The sequence below is a fragment of the Mastigocladopsis repens PCC 10914 genome (assembly GCF_000315565.1).
In the GTDB taxonomy this organism is placed as follows: domain Bacteria; phylum Cyanobacteriota; class Cyanobacteriia; order Cyanobacteriales; family Nostocaceae; genus Mastigocladopsis; species Mastigocladopsis repens.
The window spans coordinates 2,837,853-2,861,670 of sequence record NZ_JH992901.1 but is presented as its reverse complement, the minus strand read 5'-3'; the positions used below and the strand labels follow the sequence as shown (position 1 = coordinate 2,861,670).

Below are 23,818 nucleotides of genomic sequence, written 5' to 3'. Positions count from 1 at the left end.
ACTTATGTCGTCAATCTAGCGCCAGAAATACCTCTAGAGGCGATAATAGAACTGTGAGGAGAAAACGGAAGCAAATTGTATCAAAAAGGGGAAAATATTATGAAAATCAAACTTCTAGCAGCTCTAACCTTAGCAACTCCCCTGCTCTTAACGACTTCAGTTAAGGCTGCTAATCCGCAACACGTACAAAAGCTAATTTCAACTGGGGAATGTACTAGGTGTGATCTATCAGGAGCAAACCTCAGTGGTGCTCATTTAATTGGTGCTGACTTGAGAGATGCAAATCTCAAGGGAGCCAATCTGACAAAGGCAAATCTTGAAGGCGCTGATCTAACGGGTGCTAATTTGGCTGGAGCCAACTTAACGTCAGCTTTCGCAACAAATGTTAATTTCAAGCAAGCCAATCTTAACCGTGCGAATTTCACTCGTGCTACGATTCATGACTCCAATGTGTATGGGGCGTCAATGAATGACCTCAATATTACCAATGCGGAAATATTTAACACAGGTATCGGCATCGGTGGTGAAGATGCAGAAATTCCCGATTGGAAATAGAACTTGTCGCACCTTCAATAATTGGAAGTAGGGACTAGTACTCTGTCAAGTTTGAATTAATAGGTTCGTAGTTGGCGCTAAAGCGCTTTAGCGCCAACTACTATAAAGATTTTTGAAGACCCAACTTATTTTTAGTGTCTATTCAGTATAAGTAATAACTTTTATTAGGGATAAATAGTACATAAATGTGTTGATTGAGGATAACAGCTTAAGATAGCTTAAATATCGGGTAAAATCGGCATTTAGACTAGTATAAATGAAAGGTGGAGTGATTTTGGCACGATTTGCACTTAGATGAGTGCCATGACTAATCACACGGCGTGGGATAATCCTAGATTGAGGATTCTAGTTCATCAAAAAATGAATTTAGAATGCTATTTTCAAGTCATCCTACTAGGATATGACTGCTACTCTCTGGCTAGCTCTCTACCTTGTAGTTGATGAAGTAGTGGTTGAGGGACAATTATGGTTATAGACAACTAGAGCCTATTTGTACCCTGAAGTCAGTTGTGCTGATGCGGTGGTGCAACGCCTAGTTAACAGCATTGTGGTTATAAAAGTAACTACCTCGTGAAAATTATGGAAGCCCAAATGCAAGAACCGGAAATTGTGGAAACTAAGTCTCCAGAGGCAACAATGCCAACCATTAACAACCAAACAGGAAGCATAACCAAAGTCCAGCCAAGCGCGCAGTCTCAAGAGCAATGGCTAAAATACGGAGAACAAGTTTCTGGCTTTTTAGCGACACTGCCCGACTATCTAGGAAGCTTTTTTAATAGATACAAACAGCCCCTGATTAGTGTTGGTTTGATTGTGACAGCAATTGTTGCTGTGAAGGTGGTCTTGGCGGTATTGGATGCTTTGAATGATATTCCCTTAGTAGCACCTACCTTTGAACTAATTGGTATTGGTTACTCTGCATGGTTCGTTTACCGCTATTTACTCAAAGCTTCAAATCGGCAAGAGTTAACCAATGAAATTGCAACGCTTAAATCACAAGTTGTTGGCAAAGTTCAAGAAGGCTAAATAGCTGCTATTGATGCGGTGCTACAGCCATTGCGGCTGATGCGCTCTCAATTGCTTCTGAAGTTTTGCCTCCCTAATTTTACGCCCTCAGACCGGAAGTCTGGGGCTAAAATAAAAAAGCCTGCCTACGCAGGCTTTTGGTTTATGAGGTTGTTGAATTTTGCTTGTACTGCCAAGCCTATCAACGCGCTGTCACAATGCTTTGAGATTTGATGGATGGCAATTTTCCCATTCGCACCAAAGCTTGATGAACCATAGCAGCTACCTCAGCACGGGTAGCTTCTTGATTTGGAGCAAAGACTTGTGGGTCTGGATAGTTCACCACAAGACCATTTTCTGTAGCCGCTGCTACTTTATCAAGGGCGTATTTAGGAATATCTTTGACATCTTTGTAGACACTTAAAACTTTAGCTGGGGAAGGAGGTACTTTCAGATTCAACCCACTAGCAAGAGCAACTAAAACTTGTACTCGCGGAATCTTTTGCTGTGGTTTGAAGGTTGTGTCTGGATAGCCTTTTAAAAATCCAGTACTGAGGGCTTGGTTAATCGCTGGAGTTGCCCAAAATTCTGCTGCTACATCTTTAAAATTTGTTGCAGTACCACCATGTCTTTTGTCAAAGGCTTGTTGCACAATGGCAGCAAATTCAGCACGGGTTACAGGCTGATTAGGTCTAAAGGAGTAATCAGGAAAGCCTTTGATAATCGCACGAGAAGAAAGAACGTCAATAAAACGTCGTCCCCAAAACTCAGCAGGTACATCTGTAAAAGCGAGTGGTGGGGGAATTGTTGGCAATTTTTCACCAGGAGGGATCACAGAATATTGTTCTGTAGTTCTCGTCTGAGATGATGACGGGTCTTCTGTTTGTAACGGGTCTGGGGATAAATTAGAAACCGGAGGTAACTCATCTTTAAAAGTATTCTCATCAGTTGGCGATCGAGTTACTGTTGGTTTAACACCAGGAATAATAAATGAAAGTTGTTGCTCAGGAGTAGTAGGGATAACCGGAGTTATAGAAGAAGCAGAGGGAGTAGGGGAGGGTGACACCAAACTAGTTATGTTCCAACCAGAATCCCTACGGGAAAATGACCAAAATAGAATAAATCCGATGGTTGTAAACGCAACAAGAATACCAATAAATTCATCAAAGCCAAGGGTATTCGTTTGAGATGACTTCGGATCTGAAGGACGCATATTTGTCATCTTTTAGGAAATAGGGGAAAGGGAATAGTTTATGGGTTTTAGGTTATGGGTTTTAGGTAATAGCTTACAACTGTGCAGTTACGGATTCGTTAAATTTTCCCTGTAACCTGTACCCTGCCCCCCATAACCTTATATTCTCAAAGCACTCGTAGCAAGCTGGGAATGCTATCTACTGCTGTGAGGGTACGAATTTCTGTCAATGCTTGTCGAAAACCGCCTTCTGGGACATCGTGAGTGACAACAACAATTTCTGCCAGTTCTCCCTGAAAACCTGTTTGGACAATTGACTCCAAGCTGACTCCGTGATTGCCAAAGCAAGTTCCCAATTTACCAATCACCCCAGGTTGGTCTTTTGTAAGAAAACGAGCGTAAAATCGGGTGACCAGTTCTGCTATCGGCACAATTTGGCAGTAGTCTTGATGTCCGCAAGCAAGCAGTGGATTTGGTGCTGCTGTGCTATTTTTGAGTACTGCTACTAGGTTCAAGATATCCGATGATACAGCGCTAGCTGTTGCCCCAGCACCAGCACCAGGACCAAAAAACATCACCTGTCCGATGGGTTCGCCTTCAATGAGAATGGCATTGTTCACGTCGTTAATGCTGGCTAGGGGGTGGGTTTTAGGGACTAAGGTGGGATGGACTCTGACTGAGATGGGGGGAGGAGATGAGGGGGAGAGGGTGGCTCTTTTTGCAATTGCAAGGAGTTTGATGACAAATCCCAATTTTTCGGCATAGGCAATATCTGTCTTGCTGACTTGCCGAATCCCCTCACAATAGACATCTTCCAGCTTAATGCGTCCACTAAAGGCTAATGATGCGAGGATGGCGATTTTATCTGCGGCGTCTAAGCCATCCACATCAGCAGTTGGGTCAGCCTCAGCATAACCTAAGCGTTGGGCATCAGCTAAAACATCACTGAAGTTACTGCCTTCTGTTTGCATCCGCGTGAGGATGTAGTTAGTCGTGCCGTTAACAATGCCAGTGACGGTGTGAATGCGGTTGACACTTAAAGACTGCTTCAAGGGTTGAATCACTGGAATACCACCACCGACGGCGGCTTCCAGCATGACGTATACTCCAGCTTGGTTAGCAGCGCTGAAGATTTCATCACCAAAACGGGAAATTGCTGCTTTGTTAGCAGTTACCACATGCTTACCACTTTTAATGGCTTTGAGGATGAGCGATCGCGCTGGTTCCAGTCCACCTATGACCTCGACAACAATATCTACCTCTGGGTCAGTGACAATTGCCTCTAAATTTGTTGTCAACACGGACTTTGGCAGTGTGACTGCGCGGAGTTTGTCAGGCGATCGCACTCCCACACGGTAGATTTCTACTTCCTGTAACAACGGGTGACGAAAACCCCTATCTTGTAACAATTGCACCGTACCTGTCCCTACAGTGCCTAATCCCAGTATTCCCAGCTTTACACCCACAAGCCTTACACCAAATTCAGTGCTGAGTGCTGAGTCCTGAGTGCTGAGTAGTTATAAGTCATTAGTACTTTTTTACTTGGCACTCAAAATTCAACACATTTCATAAATATAAATAAAAATTGTAGGGTGGGTACTGCCCACCCTACTAAAAACTACTCAAAACTCAGCACTCGGCACTCAGCACTTAGTAGGTTTCTACGTGCCAGCGACCAGCTTTCTTGAGGTTTTTCTGGTAATCACTCCAACTGACACCTTCTTTTGCAGCAGCAGCAGTCAGCGCTGCATCAATACCATCTTCCATACCTCGTAAACCGCAGATGTATGTGTGGGTTTTCTCTTCTTTAATCAACTGCCACAGTTCATCTGCGTGTTCTGCCACGCGGTCTTGGATGTACATTCTGCCGCCTTGGGCGTTTTTCTGTTCGCGGCTGATGGCATAAGTGAGGCGGAAATTATCGGGATACTTCTGTTGTATTTCTTCGAGTTCTTCTTTGTAAAGGATGTTGGGAGTTGTGGGAATACCAAAAATCAGCCATCCAAACCCCTTAAACTGGTATTCTGGGTTAGCTGCTCTTTCTTTGTCCTTGAACATCCGCCACAGGTAAGCCCGCATAGGCGCGATACCCGTTCCTGTCGCCATCATAATAACTTTGGCATCTTCATCAGCGGGTAACAACATTTCTTTACCCACCGGACCCGTGATTTTCAAGTCGTCCCCTGGTTTGAGGTTACACAGGTATGTAGAGCAAACACCGTAGACTGTTTCCCCTGTTTCTGGGTGCTTGTACTCCAACTGGCGGACGCAAAGTGATACTGTTTTGTCATCCACATCATCGCCATGACGAGTTGAGGCGATCGAATACAGTCTGAGTTTTTCAGGCTTGCCGTTCTTATCCAATCCGGGTGGGATAATGCCGATACTTTGTCCTTCTATGTACCGCAAATCACCACCAGAAAGGTCAAACTTAAGGTGCTGAACAAGACCAATTCCGCCTTCTTGTACTAACGCTTCATTAGATATGCATTTACCTATAAATGGAGCGTTCGGACGGTAAATATTTACGGGAACGTTAGCGTGGGCATCTTTTTTGGCTTTCGCTTGAGTCATGGTGTTGCCTTCTTTGTCCTTTTTCTTAGGCTGTTGTTCAGCTACAGGTGTGGCTTTACCATTTGCTTGAGTGCTAGCAGTCTCGGCTTCGCTGTTAGCACTTGCTGTGGAGGCTTTTCCATTAAGTTGCTCCAAAGCAGTCATAGGCTGGATGCTAACAATTTTGCCGCCTAGGCGAGTGATGCGCCGCATTTCCTGATTCATGCGGTTGTAAGGTACTCTGATGAATACACTGCCACTCTTGCGAATTGGGTAGTTCGTTTTATCAGTTTCTTCGCTCTGACGCAGACCCACTACTTCGTACACGAAAACGCGGCTACCTGATTCTGTGTTGGCAGCACCTTCAACAGATCCTTTAATGTACATTCCTTCTACCACTCCGATGTCTACTTAACCTACTCTCAAAAAAACCCTTCCCGGCAGACACGCCAGCTTTAGTTTACCTGATTTTGGGCTTTTGAAAACTGGCACCTCGGGAAAGCTATATGCCCCTGTCAATACCTTGCTACGTACACTCAACAAAGACCTACAGGCATAGTAAAACACACACCCGTTCACCTTCTAAGGTAGAGGATAAGTCCTTTGGAGAATGTTAATAATGAGTCAATTTAATCTTTTTTTCTTGAAGTTTTCTTGAAGTAGCACCTCCTTAAGAGGGAGATGGCTTATGACTCCTCATTAGGTATATACCCCTCAGCGATGCTTAACTTGGAAAGTGCCAATCACAGAAGGTATGAATGCGATTAGTTTTACTTCCCCAATTTTGTTTGCATCCCAATATTCCACAGAAAATTTTTTTGGGAATTTTACTTAGAAGATTATTGGCTGAATTTGCATCCTCCATTATGGGTATTTCCATAAATGGGGCAAAGTCCAGCTTGCGAATTCTGATAGAGGGAAACCTCACATAAGCAACTAAAATAAGTTTTACTTGATGTGAAAAATCTGTCAACCACTATTACTGTGATGCAAGAACGCTCAATATCATATTTGTGAATATACGCATTGCTGGCAAAAATCTTGCTATTTTCGTCACTTGCTCAATCATTTGATAAATTCCTGATTTAATATCTGGATAAGTTCTCTCTAATGAGAACTCAAAGGTGTCTATTTTCTGTACCAAAAAAATTGAAAAGAAAAAACTTCCATATAAACTTGTTATCTATATGGAGTCACAAGCAAAGACTTCACATTACCAAGCCACTTATGGGTGGTTGTAAAAACTTTAATCAGCCCTTACTTGAGTGGAAAAGTAATTGAAAGGAAATACCAACAAGCCTTGTATGGAGTACTTCCTTCTGTTACAATCCAATATAACACTAGGATTAAATACTTAGCAGCAACGAATTCAGATTGGTCAGACGGGTATCTGCCGCTACTGTGTTGTTAGCCGTCTACTCTGTCATAGCGCTGTTGGAGGCGAGAACACAGGATAAACCATTGGGGTAGACTCCTGGCTTGAGAATTGCTGTAAGAAAAATTATTGATTGATTCATCTTTAGTATCTAGGGGAGATTTATGACTAGTAAGCCGGAACGCGTGGTATTGATTGGAGTAGCTGGAGACTCCGGGTGCGGTAAATCTACTTTTTTGCGTCGTCTGATAGATTTATTCGGTGAAGAGTTAATGACAGTCATTTGCTTAGATGACTATCATTCCTTAGACCGTAAGCAGCGCAAAGAAACAGGGATAACTGCACTAGACCCAAGGGCAAACAATTTTGACCTGATGTATGAGCAAATCAAAGCGCTCAAGGAAGGTCGAGCAATTGATAAGCCGATTTACAACCACGAGACCGGCATGATCGACCCACCAGAACGAATCGAGCCAAATCACATTGTAGTCGTTGAGGGGCTGCATCCTTTATATGATGAGCGGGTGCGCGAACTCATCGATTTCAGCGTGTATTTCGATATCAGCGATGAAGTCAAAATTGCCTGGAAAATCCAGCGAGACATGGCAGAACGTGGTCACCGCTATGAAGATGTCTTAGCTCAAATCAATTCCCGTAAACCTGATTTTACAAAGTATATTGAACCACAAAGAGAGTTTGCTGATGTGGTTCTCCAGGTATTGCCCACAAACTTAATAAAAGACGACAAAGACCGCAAAGTACTGCGGGTACGTATGCTCCAGCGGGAAGGAAAAGAAGGCTTTGACCCAGTCTACCTCTTTGATGAAGGGTCAACAATTCAATGGACTCCCTGCGGACGCAAGCTGACCTGTTCTTACCCTGGTATGCAACTGTACTATGGCTCTGATGTGTACTACGGTCGCTATGTCTCTGTGTTAGAGGTAGATGGTCAATTTGACAACCTGGAAGAAGTCATTTACATCGAAACTCATCTGAGCAAGACATCCACCAAGTACAAAGGTGAGATGACTCAGTTGTTACTCCAGCACCGCGAGTATCCAGGTTCTAACAATGGGACTGGTTTGTTCCAAGTATTGACAGGTTTGAAAATGCGTACTGCCTACGAACGTTTGACATCTAAGGAAGCAAAGCTAGCTGCTAAGGTGTAGTTAAAGTAGCTGTGTTTGTGTCGAAGCTGTTGGGGGTGCTTACGGGTGTCCCCCGATTTTTATATATCTATAGGGAAAAGGTTACAGATTTTAGGTTTCATTCAGCTTAGATTTTTCCCATCCCTGTCCGCTGTCGCTTATTCCCTCAACAAGGATAACAAAGTAGCCTAACTTTTATCTATCTTTAAAATAATCAGTCTTAGGTAGTAATTTTTGTGAAAGTAGCATAACTACGAAGTGTGATTGTAGAAATCTTGTTATGATTGCAGATTAAAGTGGCTGAACTAAACGAAAACGTTTAGTCAGTTGAAAAACCTTCTATGGAGGAATTACACTTGTCTCGTCGTTATCTATTTACCTCCGAGTCAGTTACTGAGGGGCATCCAGATAAAATCTGCGATCAGATTTCTGATACCATTCTAGACACCCTACTCTCACAAGATCCTAGTAGTCGTGTTGCTGCTGAGGTTGTGGTTAATACCGGTTTAGTATTAATCACTGGTGAAATTACCACCAAAGCCAATGTAAATTATGTGAATCTCGCCCGCAAAAAAATTGCCGAGATTGGTTACACACACGCTGATAACGGGTTCTCTGCTAACAGCTGCTCAGTGATTGTAGCGTTGGACGAACAATCTCCTGATATTGCCCAAGGTGTGAACACTGCTCAAGAAACCCGCGAGCAGAATAGTGATGAACTATTCGACACAATTGGAGCAGGCGACCAAGGTATCATGTTTGGCTTCGCTTGTAACGAAACACCAGAATTGATGCCTTTACCTATCTGTCTGGCTCACCGCATTGCTCGCCGACTGGCTGCAGTTCGTAAAACAGGTGATTTACCGTACCTGCGTCCTGATGGGAAAACGCAAGTCACCATACTCTATGAAGACGGACGACCTGTAGGTATCGATACCATCTTGGTTTCCACCCAACATACAGCTACCATTGGTGATATCACTGATGAAGCAGCAGTGCAAGCCAAGATTAAAGAAGACCTGTGGTCAGCGGTGGTCGAACCTGTATTTGGAGACATTGATGTTAAGCCAGATGAGCAAACTCGCTTTTTAGTCAACCCCACAGGTAAGTTTGTCATCGGCGGTCCTCAGGGAGATTCTGGCCTGACCGGACGTAAAATCATTGTTGATACCTACGGTGGCTACTCACGACACGGTGGTGGAGCCTTTTCTGGTAAAGACCCCACCAAAGTAGACCGCTCTGCAGCCTACGCCTGTCGGTATGTGGCGAAAAATATTGTCGCCGCAGGGCTAGCAGAAAAATGTGAAGTCCAGCTCAGTTATGCTATTGGTGTCGCACGACCAGTCAGCATTATGGTGGAAACCTTTGGTACAGGCAAAGTCGATGACCAAATCTTGCTGGAATTGGTCAAAAAGCATTTTGAACTGCGTCCGGCGGGCATTATCCATGCCTTTAATTTACGCAAATTGCCAAATGAACGAGGCGGACGTTTTTATCAGGACGTCGCGGCTTACGGTCATTTTGGGCGCAACGATCTAGACTTGCCTTGGGAGCGTACCGATAAGGCGGAACTGTTGCAGCAAGCAGTTAATAATTTACTGTCAGCAGCGGTTGTATAAGTACAGTGAAGAGTTAGGAGCCTAAATACGTTTAACTTCTAGCTCATCTGATTTCCCCAACCCCCCGCTCCTCGGGGGGCTATTTCATAAAACATTTTTTAAGGTTTTTTAGAATCAGACCTTGCAGTGACAGTATTTGTGATAGTATGCTACCCTACCCACGGTGGCAACAGACTATATACTCTTGCCGAAAGAAGCATCCTATTGCCCGATGAAGGTGACTTTTGTTTACAGCAAATAAATGTCGTTAACGTTCATATTAAAACTCCTCAAATATAATAGGAGTCGTGCTAACGACTCGTGATTGAAGGAGAAGTGAAAAATAAAAGATGTAAACAATTGTAAAAAGAGAGCATAGCTTGCGACAAGGGCAGAAATGCTTGTCAACGGCTAAAAATAAGCCAAAAGGAACAAGCAAGTACAATCTCTCAAAAAGGATGAAAGATGCAAACGCCTTTTGGGCGGCTGCTTTCTACAGGTTAAGATAAAGACAATTTATAAAAAATTTATATTTTATCCTTTAAATTTTAGCCTTGATTTCATACATCAAACTTTATCCTTAAGTTAATAATCGCTTTGCTCCTGTTAACGAAGAAGATAATGATAATGTAGTAGGTGTTAATCACAAATTGAACAAAATCTTAGCTTTGATACAAATACTGTGATTTTCGCGGGAGGGCAAGGAGATTTGAGGAATGCAAACTCAAAAGCCAACCGCTGTTGACAGCAATTCGGAAATAAAACAAGTGTCAGCCGATCAGCCCTCGACCGACGAACTCCCAACTATAGAATTTCCCTCCCGAGGGAAACTTAAGGCAAGTTCTTGGCGCATTCATCAGAAAATTGGCTATGGGTACTTTCTAGCAATCGGGATTGGCTTTTTAGGCTCACTGACTGGGTTGGTCATATCCAATTTTTATTTGGGGATAGAAACTAAGAAATTAGGGCATGCCCAGTTTCAAACGCAAATGCTTGGGAACTACAAGGATGCGTTGACAGAGGCACAATTGCATAGCTCAAACCTGGTTGCTGTAGTAGAAGATCCGGAACGCCTTTCTAGTAAAAAAGCCGAATTTTTAAAGAGTGTTGACAAAGCCAACGACATTAAGCAACAAATTACGGAATTCGTAGACAGCAAGCCAGGAAAGTTAGCCGCAACGGAAGACACTATAAGAACTATATTGAAGGATTACTCCACTAACCTAGACTCTTACGTTAATCAAATTGAGTCAATTTTGCAGCAACTAGACCAGCAGCAACAACAGCAACAGCAGATCTCCTCAGTAAGAAACGAGTTGCTGACAATTATGACTGGTGAAACAGCCTTACGCCTAGATGAGATACGTCAACGATTGACTGATCGCTTGCAACGAGCACAACAGCAAGAGCGGGAAAGAGCAAAAGATGTAGAGGTAGCAAAAGGAGTCGAGAGATTAATCGCTATAGTTAGTATGCTGCTGTCGGTAGCTGTAGCCGCAATAGTAGCATGGCGTACTTCTCGGGCGATCGCCGAACCAGTCATCCTGGTCACTCAAGTCGCCGAACAGGTTGCGAAAAAATCTAACTTTAATTTGCGAGCGCCTGTCAGCACCGAAGATGAAATTGGATTACTAGCCAAATCTCTCAATCGTCTGATTGAACGCGTATCAGAGCGTACAAAAGAACTACAACAAGCAAAAGAACTTGCAGAAGCAGCCAGCAAAGCAAAAAGTCAGTTTCTTGCCAATATTAGCCATGAGTTACGCACACCGTTGAATGCCATTATTGGCTTGAGCCAACTCCTGCGCGACGATGCTATTGATTTTGGAATGTCAGAAGATTTTATTGATGACCTTGAATCTATCAATGGTGCGGGTAGGCATTTACTGGCATTAATCAATGACATCCTCGACTTGTCAAAAATTGAAGCGGGGAAAATGACTTTCTACCCAGAGACATTTGAACTCGCCACCCTCATAAATAACGTTGTTCTCACAGTCAAGCCTTTGGTGGAGAAAAATAGCAATGTCTTAGCAGTGGAGTTTGATGGGGAACTTGGCATCATGTACACCGACCAAACTAAGCTCAGGCAGGTACTGTACAATCTGTTGAGCAACGCCGCCAAGTTTACCACTAACGGCAAGGTGACGCTCACGGTCAAGAAGGAAATCCTAGACATACACGGGAACCATGCTCCTGGAATCATGACATTTACTGTTGAAGACACAGGCATTGGTATGTCCTATCATCAACAGCAGCAGCTATTTCAACCCTTTACCCAAGGGGATGCTTCGACAACGAAAAAGTATGGTGGTACTGGACTAGGGTTAGCAATTAGCCGTCACTTTTGCCATATGATGGGTGGTGAAATTTTTGTCAGAAGTGAACCCGGAGTAGGATCAATTTTTACCGTTCGCCTTCCACTTATAGTTAGGGAATAAGTTGCTAGGCATTATTTATACAGGGATAACTGGTCTGCATCCCATGCCACAATAGGGACTGCAATTTGTTTGTTGCCAATAGCCAGGAGTGAAGCTTGTGAATCGACCCCCTAACCTTGGTGTCACTATTTTCTTGTATATTGCTGGTATTCTGCTGGTGATTTTAGCTATAGTTCTTTTACTACAAGCTTTTGGAGTGTTGAAGAACATTCCCAAAGAAGTCATTTGGGCTTTAGTGCTGTTGTCAGTTGGTTCGGGTATTCTGGCAGGTATTCGCAGTCGAAGGTAATTCTTGTCAACTTTTTGCATTCCTCATTGATTGATGGAGTTTCGTTAGGATAGTGTAGCCTAAGCATTAGCTACCTTGTCTGTACTGACTCTATTTAAAGCTAAGCGATACCAGCCTCCTAAGAACTCCTCACGCCCATGACAACAACCACTGACTTCCTCAGTCACCTCAACCCCAGTCAACGCCGCGCTGTTGAACATTACTGCGGTCCCCTGCTCGTTGTTGCTGGTGCGGGTTCCGGCAAAACACGAGCGCTGACTTATCGCATTGCTAACCTCATTTTGCAACACCGTGTTGATCCAGAAAACATCCTGGCGGTGACTTTCACCAACAAAGCCGCACGGGAGATGAAAGAACGTATTCAGAAGTTATTTGCCGAACACTTGGCAATGACTCAATACAATGAGCGGTTTGATTTGTTGCCAGAATACGACCAAACCAAGCTCAAGTCGAAAGTATGGAAAACCTTTATCAAAGATATGTGGTGCGGTACTTTTCACAGTTTATTTTCTCGCATTCTCCGCTTTGATATCGAAAAATACCAAGACGAAAAAGGACGCCAGTGGACGCGGAATTTTTCCATCTTTGACGAGTCCGACGCCCAAAGCGTTGTCAAAGAAATTGTCACTAAACAGCTTAACTTAGACGACAAAAAGTTTGAACCTCGTTCTGTCCGTTACGCTATCAGTAACGCTAAAAACCAAGGTTTATCACCCAAAGAATTTGAGAGGGAGCAACCCAATTATCGCGGAAGGGTGATTGCAGAAGTTTACAATTACTATCAAAGCCGACTCGCAGAAAACAACGCCCTCGATTTTGATGACCTCATCCTCGTTCCTGTGAGATTGTTCCAGCAAAACGAGCAGGTTTTGGGTTATTGGCACAACAAGTTTCGCCATATCCTGGTAGATGAATATCAGGATACCAACCGCACTCAGTACAATCTCATCAACCTGTTAGCCACAAATGGTGAAACTAAAAAGAGTGAATGGGACTGGACAGACCGTTCAGTTTTGGTGGTGGGTGATGCTGATCAATCAATTTATTCATTTAGAATGGCTGATTTTACCATCTTGTTGGACTTTCAGCAAGACTTTGGCGACGGCTTACCGGATGAAGATACGCGCACAATGGTCAAGCTGGAGGAAAACTATCGTTCCTGCGAAAATATTCTGCAAGCAGCAAACCAACTGATTGAAAACAACACCCAACGTATTGATAAAATCCTCAAGGCAACAAGAGGTGCAGGTGAGGAGATTTATTGTTACAAAGCAGACGATGAAATTGCCGAAGCAGATTTTGTCATCAACCAAATTCGCACTTTAGAAAATCAGCATCCAGAGTTGAATTGGGGTAGTTTTGCCGTATTATACCGTACGAATGCCCAATCTCGACCTTTGGAAGAGTTATTAGTTCGTAGTAATATTCCTTACACAGTAGTTGGCGGCGTGAAGTTTTACGATCGCAAAGAAATTAAAGATATAGTGGCTTACTTGCGGGCGATCGCCAACCCAGCCGATACACTGAGTTTAACGCGAGTCATAAATACTCCCCGGCGCGGGATTGGTAAAGCGACCATCGATGCATTGAATAATGCCGCTAGAGAATTAGGCACAACTCTGTGGGAAATCATAAGTGATGAAACATCAGTAAATACATTAGCAGGACGTTCTGCGAAAGCTGTCAATAGCTTTGCCCAGATGATTCGTAACTTGCAAGAACAAATGGAGACGGTTCCAGTTTCTGAACTTGTGCAAGGGGTGTTGGAAGACTCTGGATACATCAAAGACTTGCAAACACAGAGTACGGATGAAGCAGAAGACAGGTTGCAAAACGTCCAAGAATTATTCAACGCGGTGCTGCAATTTGAAGAGGAAAATGATGATGTTACCCTGCAAGCCTTCCTTGCCAGTACTGCACTTAGTTCCGATTTGGATAACTTAAAAGAAGGACAAACAGCAGTTTCACTGTTAACCTTACACGCTTCCAAGGGGTTGGAGTTTCCTGTTGTGTTTTTGGTAGGAATGGAACAAGGGCTATTTCCCAACTACCGTTCAATGAACGATCCAGCAGCTTTGGAAGAAGAACGCCGCCTGTGCTACGTAGGAATTACTCGCGCCCAAGAACGGCTGTATTTAACCCATGCCCGCGAACGCCGCCTTTACGGGACTCGGGAACCAGCCATGCGATCGCAATTTCTTGACGAATTACCCGAAGAATTATTAATGACTCGACATAGAAACACTGTTGCTTACACGAAAGGTGCTGGTGGTAGTTCGTCGCAACGTACAACCCAACGCAAACAAGGAACTGCTGAGAGTTGGCAAGTAGGCGAAAAAGTTCTGCACAAAATTTTTGGCGTTGGAGAAATCACTCACATTTTTGGAGCAGGAAATAAAGTTTCTCTAGCGATTAAATTTGACAGTTTGGGTCAAAAAATTATTGATCCAAGGGTTGCACAGTTGCAACGAGTGGAGTGAAAATTTTCAGTTTATAGAGATGCGCCATGGCTGGTCTCTACAATTATTTTATCTAATAGACTTCTTGCACTCAATCCGGTTTAAAGATATTTAGAACCACAGATGCACACAGATAAACACAGATAATTTATCTGTGTGCATCTGGAGGACACTGCGTTGCGGAGAGCAGCGCCGTGCGGGGGTTCCCCCCGTTGAGGCGACTGCGGAGGGTTCCCCCCGTTGTAAGCCCTTCGGGCACGCTACGCGTTGGCGCAGCCTGTCCGCAGGACTTACGCGCAGCGTCTGCGCAGGAGATAGCAAGTGTCCGTTGTTTATCTGTGGTTTTTTTGATAAACATTGACTGCATGCAAGAGGTTTAACACCGTTTTGGGTTATCAGTTATGTTTTTACCGCCACTCCTTTATAGAAATAGCCCATAATTGCTGGTAAGTTTTCAGCCTGAAACTGTTCGACTGTGACTTGGTTGAACTGGTTTTCAACCAAGCGTTTGATATCGCGATTGAAATGACAACCATCAGCAATGACTTTTTGCACTGGAGTTAAACGATTTTGCCAAACTTGAACTTTAGGATTATCGCTCAATCCATGTTCAATAAAAAAGAATCGCCCTCCTGGTTTGAGCACCCGATAAATCTCCTGCAAAGCTTGCTGGACATTGGCAATGCTACATAATGTCCAAGTACTAACGACACTATCAAAGCTTTGATCTGCAAAGGGTAAGTTTTCGCCATTCAGGACGTGATTTTCTACAGTCAAATCCGAAGCCTCAATGCGTTTCAATGCCAGGGCATTCATCCCAGGATTAGCATCAACTGTCGTGAGCTTTTGAATATGTTTAGGATAGTAAGGCAAATTTAATCCTGTCCCAAAACCAATTTCTAACGTTTCCCCTGTCACCTGTGCCAAAACTTTCTGACGGTAGCGGGATAGGCTTGCATCAGACATCGACCAATCCAGTAAGCGAGGCAGAACGAATTGGGAGTAGAGATTCATAGGGTTGTCACTAACCTTTAAATATTTGGAGTCGGAAAGAGCACTTCATACCCTACACTTTTACTTTGTTGTCGAAGATCCTCGATAAATTCGCTCCATCTGCTCCTGAGAAAGCCGTGTTATTGGAAACCCTTGATCTACTCTGACGGGAAGTTCCTGAGGCGGTTCAACCACCTCAGACTGAGTTTTAGTGGAATGGATTCCCCCATTGCCACCTGAAACCTGGTTCATTCGTGCCTCATCTATCTCCAAAGCACTCAGCTGGCTTTGGGGCGAGACATAGGCGTGCTTTTCCTGATCGTATGCCAAAACTTCTCCTGTCTCAATGTGATAAATCCAAGCATAAATTTTGAGTTGCCCTTGGTAGAGCTTAGAGTGAATCACCGGATACGTCCGCAAATTCTCAATTTGGGTAAGCACATTTTCGGCAATCATAATTTCTAGCAGTTCTTCCCCCGAATACTGGCTATAGTGGTCTAGAACCAATCGTCGGGTTGCCTCTGCATACTTCAGCCAGTCATGCACGAGCGGCATTTCGCCTCGCAGGCTGTCTAACTTCATTAGCCCTTTCATTGCGCCACAATGCGAGTGACCACAGACAATAATTTGTCGAATATCTAATGCTTGAACAGCATATTCAATTGTGGCACCCTCACCACCATTGGTTGCTCCAAATGGTGGAATAATGTTGCCGGCATTACGGATGACAAATAATTCACCCAACTCGGCTTGCGTGATTAGGTTTGGATCGATACGCGAATCTGAACAGGTAATCAACAACACCCTAGGCTTTTGACCATGAGAAAGTTGTTCGAACAGTTCTTGATGGGTGCAAAAATAGCTAGCTTTGAATTCACGCAAGCCTTTAATCAATTTCTTCATAGAGCTACCTAAACGAAGAGGTAATATTCTAAATTTTCCCAAAGGATGTCTACTGTCGTATCAGAGTTTTATCAATCAATACGGTTCAGTTAAGATTGATGTATAAAAAATCACGTGTGTAGAGACGCGCCATGGCGCGTCTCTACATTGTGTTCCTGATAAGGATTCTGGTCTTATCTGAACGGTATTGTTTTATAAATTTGTTAATGCTGCTTTTCGCAACACTCCTCGTGCCACAACAGATACAGCGCTTCTCATCTGAATGAAGTACTAATTTATCTGTGTCCATCTGTGGTTCATTATTTCTTTGTATACCTCACCCAATTGCAAACCGCTGTATCTCAAGCAAATTGATTTAAAAAAAAAGGGGGCTTGTAACATGATTGTTCGGGGCTAATTAGCCCTACACCCCTACCCCCCTATACTCCTATACCCGCTCCCGTTGCGGGCTTGGTCAATCATCAAAAATATCAAAAATATTGCTTAAGTATATACGTAATCGCCGCAGAAAAGGGCGTGTATCGTCCATCTGCATCTAGTTTCTGATAACCCACAGCAAGGAGTTGTATCTCTGCATCTGTTAACCCTGCTGTCGCCTGCAATGCCGCATCAATTGCTGCACGTCTCATCTTTCTCAATTTATCAATACTGAGTGCTAGTTTTTGAATTGTGGTTTTAGCCGCTATTTGCTTATCTGGGTCATCTGTCGGCAGAATTTCTCCAAAACCAGAGTACTTAAAATAATCTGCACAATTGGGATCTAAGGGGGAAATCATCAGTTCCTCATCGAACCAGGCTTGTTTTTTGTGTCCACAATGCACTGGTACGCGAGGTCTGTGTTCATCTTCGCCTTGGCATGAAGCTATGAGATTTGTATACTCAAATGTCAAGTGTTTATAAACACTCTTGGGTCTGAAGTGTTCAATATGACATTGCTTTCTAGCAATAGACATACCACAGTAACCACAAATGAACCCTTGCTCCTGTAGTAGAGATTGATAGACCTCATTTTTTATTGACTGAGGAAAGGATTTCCAATCAGGTGTTCTTTTCCCCAATTTCTGCTTCCATTTCGTTAAGATATCGGGTTCTTTAACCTTTTGAATATATTTCATCGATTTAGAATTTCCTTGCGTCGGATAAGGACATCTGCTCGTACAAACTCCGGATCGTCTTCTCCAATTTCATCAGCTAAATTTTGGCGCAATTGCTTGGCGCTATCGAGATGTCCCTGGTCAATTAATCTGAACAAATCACGGAGATTATCTTTAATTTCCTGTGGTCTTTCAGATACACCCATGAGGTCTTCTAGAATCTGATTGCTATCTCTGCCAAACGAATTTTCAGGTTGTTCAGTAACGATACCATCAGGTGTCGCTTGTAAGAGGTAGATGCTATCAGGTTGGACATGACTCACCACCTGTGGCGAATGGGTGGTAATAATAAACTGACAATTGGGGAATGTTCTGATCAAAGCTGTAATAACTTGTCGTTGCCATTTGGGGTGTAGGTGCAGTTCAATTTCATCTATCAAAACAACACCTTTCCCTTGGAGTGGATCTGCTAAACCTGGGTTAGCAATTGCCAAGCGCCTTGCCAAATCCCCCACCAATGCTAGTAAGCATTTTTCGCCATCAGATAATTGATTAACGATGAGTTCCTGACCTTGTTTTTTTATAGTCATCCGTAAGGGCGATCGCTCAACTCGTAAGTCAGAAAAATCTGGTTGCAAAGATGCGATCGCACCTCTTACCGCTTCCAACTGTTTGTCTCTATGGTTGGGGTTATCTCGTCGCCATTCATTCTCCAAATCTTCCCTATTTCTAAACCATTCAAAGAAGCCTTTAAAGTCAATTCTTCCACCAGTGAGTGCTTGGTCGTAAGCATTTCTTTGAGTAAATAAATGTTCCTCTGAAATCTCCAAAGGCATATCAAGAACAGCACGATTCACCGGATAGTAAACTGCCAAAGGTATGCTAGCATTATTGCTTTGTGCCAACTGCCCATTTATTTCGTCAACCGCCGTTTGTAAATCTCTTAAATGGTCTTGACTCACTTCATCAGCTTCTATCTGACTTAGCACTTCTGAGACGACTTGCAAAGCTTTTGTCAAGTCATTACCGCGCCTCAACTGTTGCAGGCGTTGTCCGCTCATACCATCTAACAAAGATTTGATAGCCTCTAACCGCGTCTCGCCTGCATTTCTAGTAGATTTGCCCTCTTCCCGTTCCAGGCTTAAAGACCACGTTATGTCTTCCCCTCCGTTGAGAGAAATCGTAAGTTTAATCTGTGTTTCTTTGCGTCCATTCGTTATGTCTTGTTCGCTTAAGGAACGTGTGGAATCATCAGAACCTTGAATCTGCCCTGTCAACTGTGACAAAAGAATAGCAAGACAATCAAGTATCCTTGATTTTCCTACACCATTAACACCGATAAGCACAGTTAGACCCATTTCATTGAAATCGAGCGTCAAATCGCCGATTCCACGGAAAGAATTCATTTTTAGGCGCTTGACTTTCATAAAAATTAAGCTGATTTAAGTGGAATAATACCTTTATCAAATACGCGGTTATCGGTGCCGATACCACTAATTTCTATTCTATCTGCATAAACCTCATAGGCGGCAAAACTCAACTTTTCTGCCGAATATTCTGTCCATTCCGAACGACCAACAGGACGAGTACCAGCACCACCACCACATATTAAATAAGTTGTTCCATTAAGAGAACGAGTACGTTCATAATGGTGTTCGTGTCCATTTATATATAGTTGAACACCATATTTTTGAAACAATGGAGTAAAGGCTTTAATAAAAGTTGGATTGCTGCCATATACACCTGATGCATAAACTGGATGATGACCAAAGACAACTTTCCAAGGTGCATTGGAGGCGCTTAATTCTTGCTCTAACCATTTTAGCTGCTTTTCCCAGTCAGCATTGGTGTTAGTATCTAAAGCAAAAAATTGCACATTATCGCGACGAAATGTGTAGAAACGACCCCTCATATTAAAGCCAAGATACTTAAGTTGAAGGTCGCCGTTGGCAGTGCGGATATCATGATTTCCTAAAACAGCCTGAAATTTCACACCTTGCTGAAGTAACGGTGCATAGGGACGCTCAAAGACTGCACCAATTTTTTCCATTTCGCCATTGGTGTAGATATTATCACCAGCTAAAACTACTAAATCATAAGGATTTTTGTTATGATGCTGAGTCATTGCCTTAGCTACGGCGTACTGTCCTTGATCTCCAGTACCAGTATCCGCGACGGAAACAAAACGCAGTAACAAGTCGTTTTTGGCTGGATTAAGAGGTATTGCCGCCTTTGATGCTGCAATACCAGCATTTTTGCCAGCTTGACGAGTGACACAACCTAGAAATCCTACACCAATGGCGCTGAGGCTACTTAAGAACAAAAATTGACGACGTTTCAGCTTCATAGATTACCAAATTCAATAAATAGTAAAGTATAGCCGAGGCAATGAAGTGATAAATTAGGGCTGAGGAGGCTGCACCCACAAGAATAAAGTCTCTTGTCTTTGATTCGCAGCTGTCGGTGAAAGTTCCATGTCCCAAGACAATCAGAATTCACAACCACCATTCTCCCCTGAACCAGAAGCCAATCAGCCGCAACCGACGATTGAGCCACAAGCGAAATCTCCCCAAAAATCTGACCACAGAGTCCAGCCAATTTGGAAGGCTACAATTATCCAAATTCTGAGAGGGACGATTGGGATTTTAGAATCAACGGTAGAGCAACTGGAAACAGGTTCTGTCGGGACACGCCGTAGCACTTCTCTAAACGGATGGAGTGCAGCTTTAGGCAAAATCCGCTCCTTATTACCAGCCAATTTATCGGCAAAGTTCTCAGATACGGCTTTAACAGGGATAATTGCAGGAATTGCTGTGATTCTGGTTTGGACAACTTCTACGGTGTTTGGTGGTAAGCCTACCGAGGTGGCGACTGTTCCACCTACCCAGGAAGCACCTCCCGCAACGATAACAACTCCACCAGAGGTGGAAACACTTCCCACACCACCAGCCGCTGAGGAAACCCCGCCGCCTGTAGAGGAAATTACACCGCCAGTAGCTGAAGAAACCCCGCCACCAGTGGAAGAAACTCCGCCACCAGAACCAGAACCGGAACCTACTCCCACCCCAACCCTGGTATTAACGCCTGAGCAAACCTTGATTGCAGCTATTGAAAATCAAGTGGCGGAAATTAGCGATCGCTTTGCCTCGGGTTTGATACAGTCAATTCAAGCTAACTTCCATAACAGTAGTCTTGCTGTGACAATGAGTGATGAATGGTATAATATCAAACAATCGGAACAAGACAAGCTATTAGCACAGATGCTACAACGTTCTAAAGAACTGGATTTTAGCCATTTGGATATTGTTGACTCACAGGGTAGGTTGGTAGCACGGAATCCTGTTGTCGGTACAGAAATGATTATTTTGCAACGGCGCGCGACAAGTTGAAAAGAAGTTACGGGTGTGGTCAACCCCTTTTTCCTACGGAGAGACGCTAAGCAAATAATATTTAAAACCACAGATGCACACAGATGTAGGCTTACGCCTACATCTGTGGTTTTATCTTTATACAATTGACATTTTCAAGACAGGTTTAGTTCAGTTATTAACCGATGTGTTGCAAAAAACCTGTTGAGCCTTGCTCCTAAAAGCGTATCGCTATCTTACCGAAATGCGCCCCACTCTCCATGTACTCCAACGCCTGTCGCGCTTCTTCAAAGGGGAACACTCGGTCAACAATGGGTTTGATACCATGCAAAGCGATGCTCCCAAAGGGAGCCGCCCAAAGGGCAATCGCCCGGTTCATAGCCTCAAACATAGCACGACTACCGACATAGATGCCTTGTACAGTAATACCTTTGTGCAAAATCGACACTGTACTGACATCTGCGCTTAACCCAGTAAGCACCCCAATCAAACCGATATACCCGCCATAGCGGACAGCTCGTAGCGACTTGCTGAAAGTTCCTGCACCACCAACTTCTATAATGCGGTCAACTCCGACTTGATTTGTCAGTTCCCAAACTTTTTCATCCCAGTTGGGTGTGGTTTTGTAATTGATGACTTCAGATGCTCCAAGTTGTTTCAACTTGTCTAACTTCACGTCACTACTAGAAGTCGCAATAACTTGCGCCCCCATAATTTTGGCAAACTGCAGCGCAAACACAGAAACCCCTCCCGTACCTTGCACAAGCACGGTATCACCAGCTTTAAGCTTGCCATCCGTTGTCAGGGCGTTCCAAGCTGTCACCGCAGCACAAGGTAACGATGCTGCTTCTTCGTCAGAAAGGTTTTCTGGTAGATGAACAACGCCGTCTTCATGGAGCGTTACATATTCAGCTAAGATGCCATCAATAGCACCACCCAATGCTGATTTTGATTTGTCTAGTGAGAAATCCCCTTCTAACCAGGTTTGCATGAAGATGCCCGCCACGCGATCGCCCACTTTAACTCTGGTCACTCCGTCGCCAACAGCAACCACTTCCCCCACCCCATCAGAGAAGGGAACAAACGGTAGCTTTTGCTTAGATCCATATGCCCCTTTTATAGTCAACAAGTCCCGATAATTGAGTGAAGCCGCACGCATCTTCAGAAGTACCTGCCCTGCCTTTGGTTGTGGTTCTGGTCTTTCAACGAGTGTCAATGCATCCAGACCTTCTTTAGACTGAACTTCCCAAACTTTCATGGCAGTTTCCTGTTGTTTTTTCTACTGCTTACTTATCACAAATTGATCCAATTTTGCTTGGTCTTACTCTAGCGAGTTGCTGCACGCCGAACGGCACTCCAGTAATAATGGTCATAGAGGTGCTGATATCATCGACGCTGATTTTTTAGAATCTAAGTTACAAAATGTTAATAGGTTGTAGAAACTCGATGCTCACGTTTGTGCAACCTGTAAGCTCTTTGAGATAGCACAAATTACTATGTCTTTGTCATCTTCTGAAGAACAACGTTTCTCGCCCCTCTGGCGTCAAGTGACTAGCCATGCGCTGGTAGCTGTCTTGAGTGTGGCATTGACCTTGACGACTTTATGGGCATTTCCCAACCTGCAAATTCTTCGCTCGTCTCTGCCAAGTGCTATCGCACCGAGTACGACCACAGTAGAAACTACTGCATCTTCAACAGGAGCTTCTCAAGAAGAAGTTGCTATTCGCAGTTTCGTGACGGCTGCTGTGAATCGAGTTGGTTCCGCAGTTGTGCGAATTGATACAGAGCGTATAATTACCATGCGTGCGCCTGACCCGTATTTTGGAGACCCCTTCTTCCGGGAGTTTTTTGGTGACGGCTCATTTTCCAGAGTGCCTCAAGAGTACCACCAACGCGGGGAAGGGTCTGGTTTTATTATTGACCCCAACGGCATGATTCTCACCAATGCTCATGTTGTCAGTGGTGCTGATTCTGTCACTGTCACCCTCAAGGATGGACGTAAGTTGCAAGGAGAGGTGAAAGGAGTAGATGAGCCTTCAGATTTGGCGGTTGTCAAAATTAATGGGAGAAACTTGCCAGTAGCCCCCCTCGGTAATTCTAAAGACTTGCAAGTGGGTGACTGGGCGATCGCCGTTGGCAACCCGTTAGGGTTAGACAACACCGTCACCCTAGGTATTATCAGCACCCTGAACCGCTCCAGCGCTCAAGTTGGCATCCCTGATAAACGTTTGGACTTTATCCAAACCGATGCAGCCATCAATCCTGGTAACTCCGGCGGTCCTCTGCTCAATGAACAAGGTGAAGTTATTGGCATCAATACAGCTATTCGTGCTGATGCTCAGGGAATTGGGTTTGCCATTCCCATTGACAAAGCCAAGGTCATTGAAGATGCTTTGGCTCGCGGTCAGAAAATTTCTCATCCTTACATCGGCGTTCGGATGATTACCCTCACGCCAGAACTAGCAAAACAATCCAATAGCGACCCGAATACGATGATCACGGTGCCGGAAATTAACGCTGTGCTGGTGATGCAAGTTATACCTAACAGTCCGGCTGCTGCTGCTGGCTTGCGTCGGGGAGATGTGATTACCCAAGTTGATGGACAAGCAATAACGACTGCTGAACAGTTGCAAGACTTGGTAGAACAGAGTCGAATTCATCAGTCCTTGCAGGTTACGGTACAACGAGGTGAACAAACTCAGCAGCTGACTGTGCGACCGGGTGAACTACGGGAAGCCGCTTCTAGCTAGCATATCTGTCAAGCCCTAGTTGTTTACAACCGGGGCTTGTGAAGTACCCCAACTAAGCAACCCTCAAGTTGGGGCTTCCAACTAAAACAAAGACT

General features: G+C 44.0%; 18 protein-coding genes. 9 read left to right on the top strand and 9 right to left on the bottom strand.

The annotated features are described in order from the left end of the window. Positions 1-99 precede the first annotated feature (99 nt). Positions 100-555, top strand: a complete 456-nt coding sequence (locus MAS10914_RS0114905; RefSeq protein ID WP_017316742.1) for a pentapeptide repeat-containing protein — start codon at positions 100-102, stop codon at positions 553-555. A 579-nt stretch (positions 556-1,134) separates the two neighbouring features. Beyond that, positions 1,135-1,581, top strand: a complete 447-nt coding sequence (locus MAS10914_RS0114900; RefSeq protein ID WP_017316741.1) for a CAAD domain-containing protein — start codon at positions 1,135-1,137, stop codon at positions 1,579-1,581. Positions 1,582-1,762: 181 nt separating this feature from the next. Here the strand turns inward: MAS10914_RS0114900 and MAS10914_RS0114895 are convergent, their stop codons facing one another. The 3 genes from MAS10914_RS0114895 to petH all read right to left on the bottom strand — a co-directional run bounded on the left by MAS10914_RS0114895 (position 1,763) and on the right by petH (position 5,692). Beyond that, on the bottom strand, positions 1,763-2,782 hold the full coding sequence (locus MAS10914_RS0114895; protein ID WP_026082561.1) for an S-layer homology domain-containing protein: 1,020 nt from the start codon (positions 2,780-2,782) through the stop codon (positions 1,763-1,765). A 137-nt stretch (positions 2,783-2,919) separates the two neighbouring features. Next, positions 2,920-4,218, bottom strand: coding sequence for a homoserine dehydrogenase (locus MAS10914_RS0114890; protein WP_017316739.1), 1,299 nt, complete (start codon positions 4,216-4,218; stop codon positions 2,920-2,922). Positions 4,219-4,402: 184 nt separating this feature from the next. Further along, the gene (gene petH / locus MAS10914_RS0114885; RefSeq protein WP_017316738.1) at positions 4,403-5,692 is read right to left on the bottom strand and encodes a ferredoxin--NADP reductase; all 1,290 of its coding nucleotides are present in this window, start codon (positions 5,690-5,692) and stop codon (positions 4,403-4,405) included. Positions 5,693-6,844: 1,152 nt separating this feature from the next. Here petH and MAS10914_RS0114875 point away from each other — a divergent pair. The 5 genes from MAS10914_RS0114875 (at position 6,845) to pcrA (ending at position 14,636) form a co-directional block, all read left to right on the top strand. Beyond that, positions 6,845-7,849, top strand: coding sequence for a phosphoribulokinase (locus MAS10914_RS0114875; protein ID WP_017316736.1), 1,005 nt, complete (start codon positions 6,845-6,847; stop codon positions 7,847-7,849). A 335-nt stretch (positions 7,850-8,184) separates the two neighbouring features. Next, on the top strand, positions 8,185-9,447 hold the full coding sequence (gene metK, locus MAS10914_RS0114870) for a methionine adenosyltransferase (protein WP_026082560.1): 1,263 nt from the start codon (positions 8,185-8,187) through the stop codon (positions 9,445-9,447). 695 nt (positions 9,448-10,142) lie between these two features. Next, complete coding sequence (locus tag MAS10914_RS0114865; RefSeq protein ID WP_017316734.1) at positions 10,143-11,867, top strand: sensor histidine kinase; 1,725 nt, start codon at positions 10,143-10,145, stop codon at positions 11,865-11,867. A 97-nt stretch (positions 11,868-11,964) separates the two neighbouring features. Then, positions 11,965-12,156, top strand: a complete 192-nt coding sequence (locus MAS10914_RS0114860; RefSeq protein ID WP_017316733.1) for a hypothetical protein — start codon at positions 11,965-11,967, stop codon at positions 12,154-12,156. A gap of 137 nt (positions 12,157-12,293) precedes the next feature. After that, on the top strand, positions 12,294-14,636 hold the full coding sequence (gene pcrA / locus MAS10914_RS0114855) for a DNA helicase PcrA (RefSeq protein ID WP_017316732.1): 2,343 nt from the start codon (positions 12,294-12,296) through the stop codon (positions 14,634-14,636). Between the two features lie 378 nt (positions 14,637-15,014). Here the strand turns inward: pcrA and MAS10914_RS0114850 are convergent, their stop codons facing one another. From MAS10914_RS0114850 to MAS10914_RS0114830, 5 genes are all read right to left on the bottom strand, one after another. Beyond that, a complete protein-coding gene (locus MAS10914_RS0114850; protein WP_017316731.1) occupies positions 15,015-15,629 on the bottom strand; it encodes a class I SAM-dependent methyltransferase in 615 nt (204 codons plus the stop codon). Between the two features lie 60 nt (positions 15,630-15,689). Further along, complete coding sequence (locus MAS10914_RS0114845; protein WP_017316730.1) at positions 15,690-16,511, bottom strand: carbonic anhydrase; 822 nt, start codon at positions 16,509-16,511, stop codon at positions 15,690-15,692. 470 nt (positions 16,512-16,981) lie between these two features. Beyond that, entirely contained in the window at positions 16,982-17,626 is a 645-nt protein-coding gene (locus tag MAS10914_RS0114840; RefSeq protein WP_017316729.1) for a retron system putative HNH endonuclease, read from the bottom strand. After that, complete coding sequence (locus MAS10914_RS0114835) at positions 17,623-19,032, bottom strand: AAA family ATPase (RefSeq protein ID WP_017316728.1); 1,410 nt, start codon at positions 19,030-19,032, stop codon at positions 17,623-17,625. Before MAS10914_RS0114835 ends, MAS10914_RS0114840 begins: the two co-directional genes overlap by 4 nt. Before the next feature lie 5 nt (positions 19,033-19,037). Next, positions 19,038-19,952, bottom strand: coding sequence for a metallophosphoesterase family protein (locus tag MAS10914_RS0114830; protein ID WP_017316727.1), 915 nt, complete (start codon positions 19,950-19,952; stop codon positions 19,038-19,040). Positions 19,953-20,079: 127 nt separating this feature from the next. On the opposite strand from MAS10914_RS0114830, the gene MAS10914_RS0114825 reads away from it, so the two are divergent. Then, complete coding sequence (locus tag MAS10914_RS0114825; protein WP_017316726.1) at positions 20,080-20,994, top strand: hypothetical protein; 915 nt, start codon at positions 20,080-20,082, stop codon at positions 20,992-20,994. A 196-nt stretch (positions 20,995-21,190) separates the two neighbouring features. On the opposite strand, the gene MAS10914_RS0114820 is transcribed toward MAS10914_RS0114825, so the two are convergent. Further along, positions 21,191-22,231, bottom strand: a complete 1,041-nt coding sequence (locus MAS10914_RS0114820) for a zinc-dependent alcohol dehydrogenase family protein (RefSeq protein WP_017316725.1) — start codon at positions 22,229-22,231, stop codon at positions 21,191-21,193. 238 nt (positions 22,232-22,469) lie between these two features. On the opposite strand from MAS10914_RS0114820, the gene MAS10914_RS0114815 reads away from it, so the two are divergent. After that, complete coding sequence (locus tag MAS10914_RS0114815) at positions 22,470-23,723, top strand: HhoA/HhoB/HtrA family serine endopeptidase (RefSeq protein WP_017316724.1); 1,254 nt, start codon at positions 22,470-22,472, stop codon at positions 23,721-23,723. Positions 23,724-23,818 lie beyond the last annotated feature (95 nt).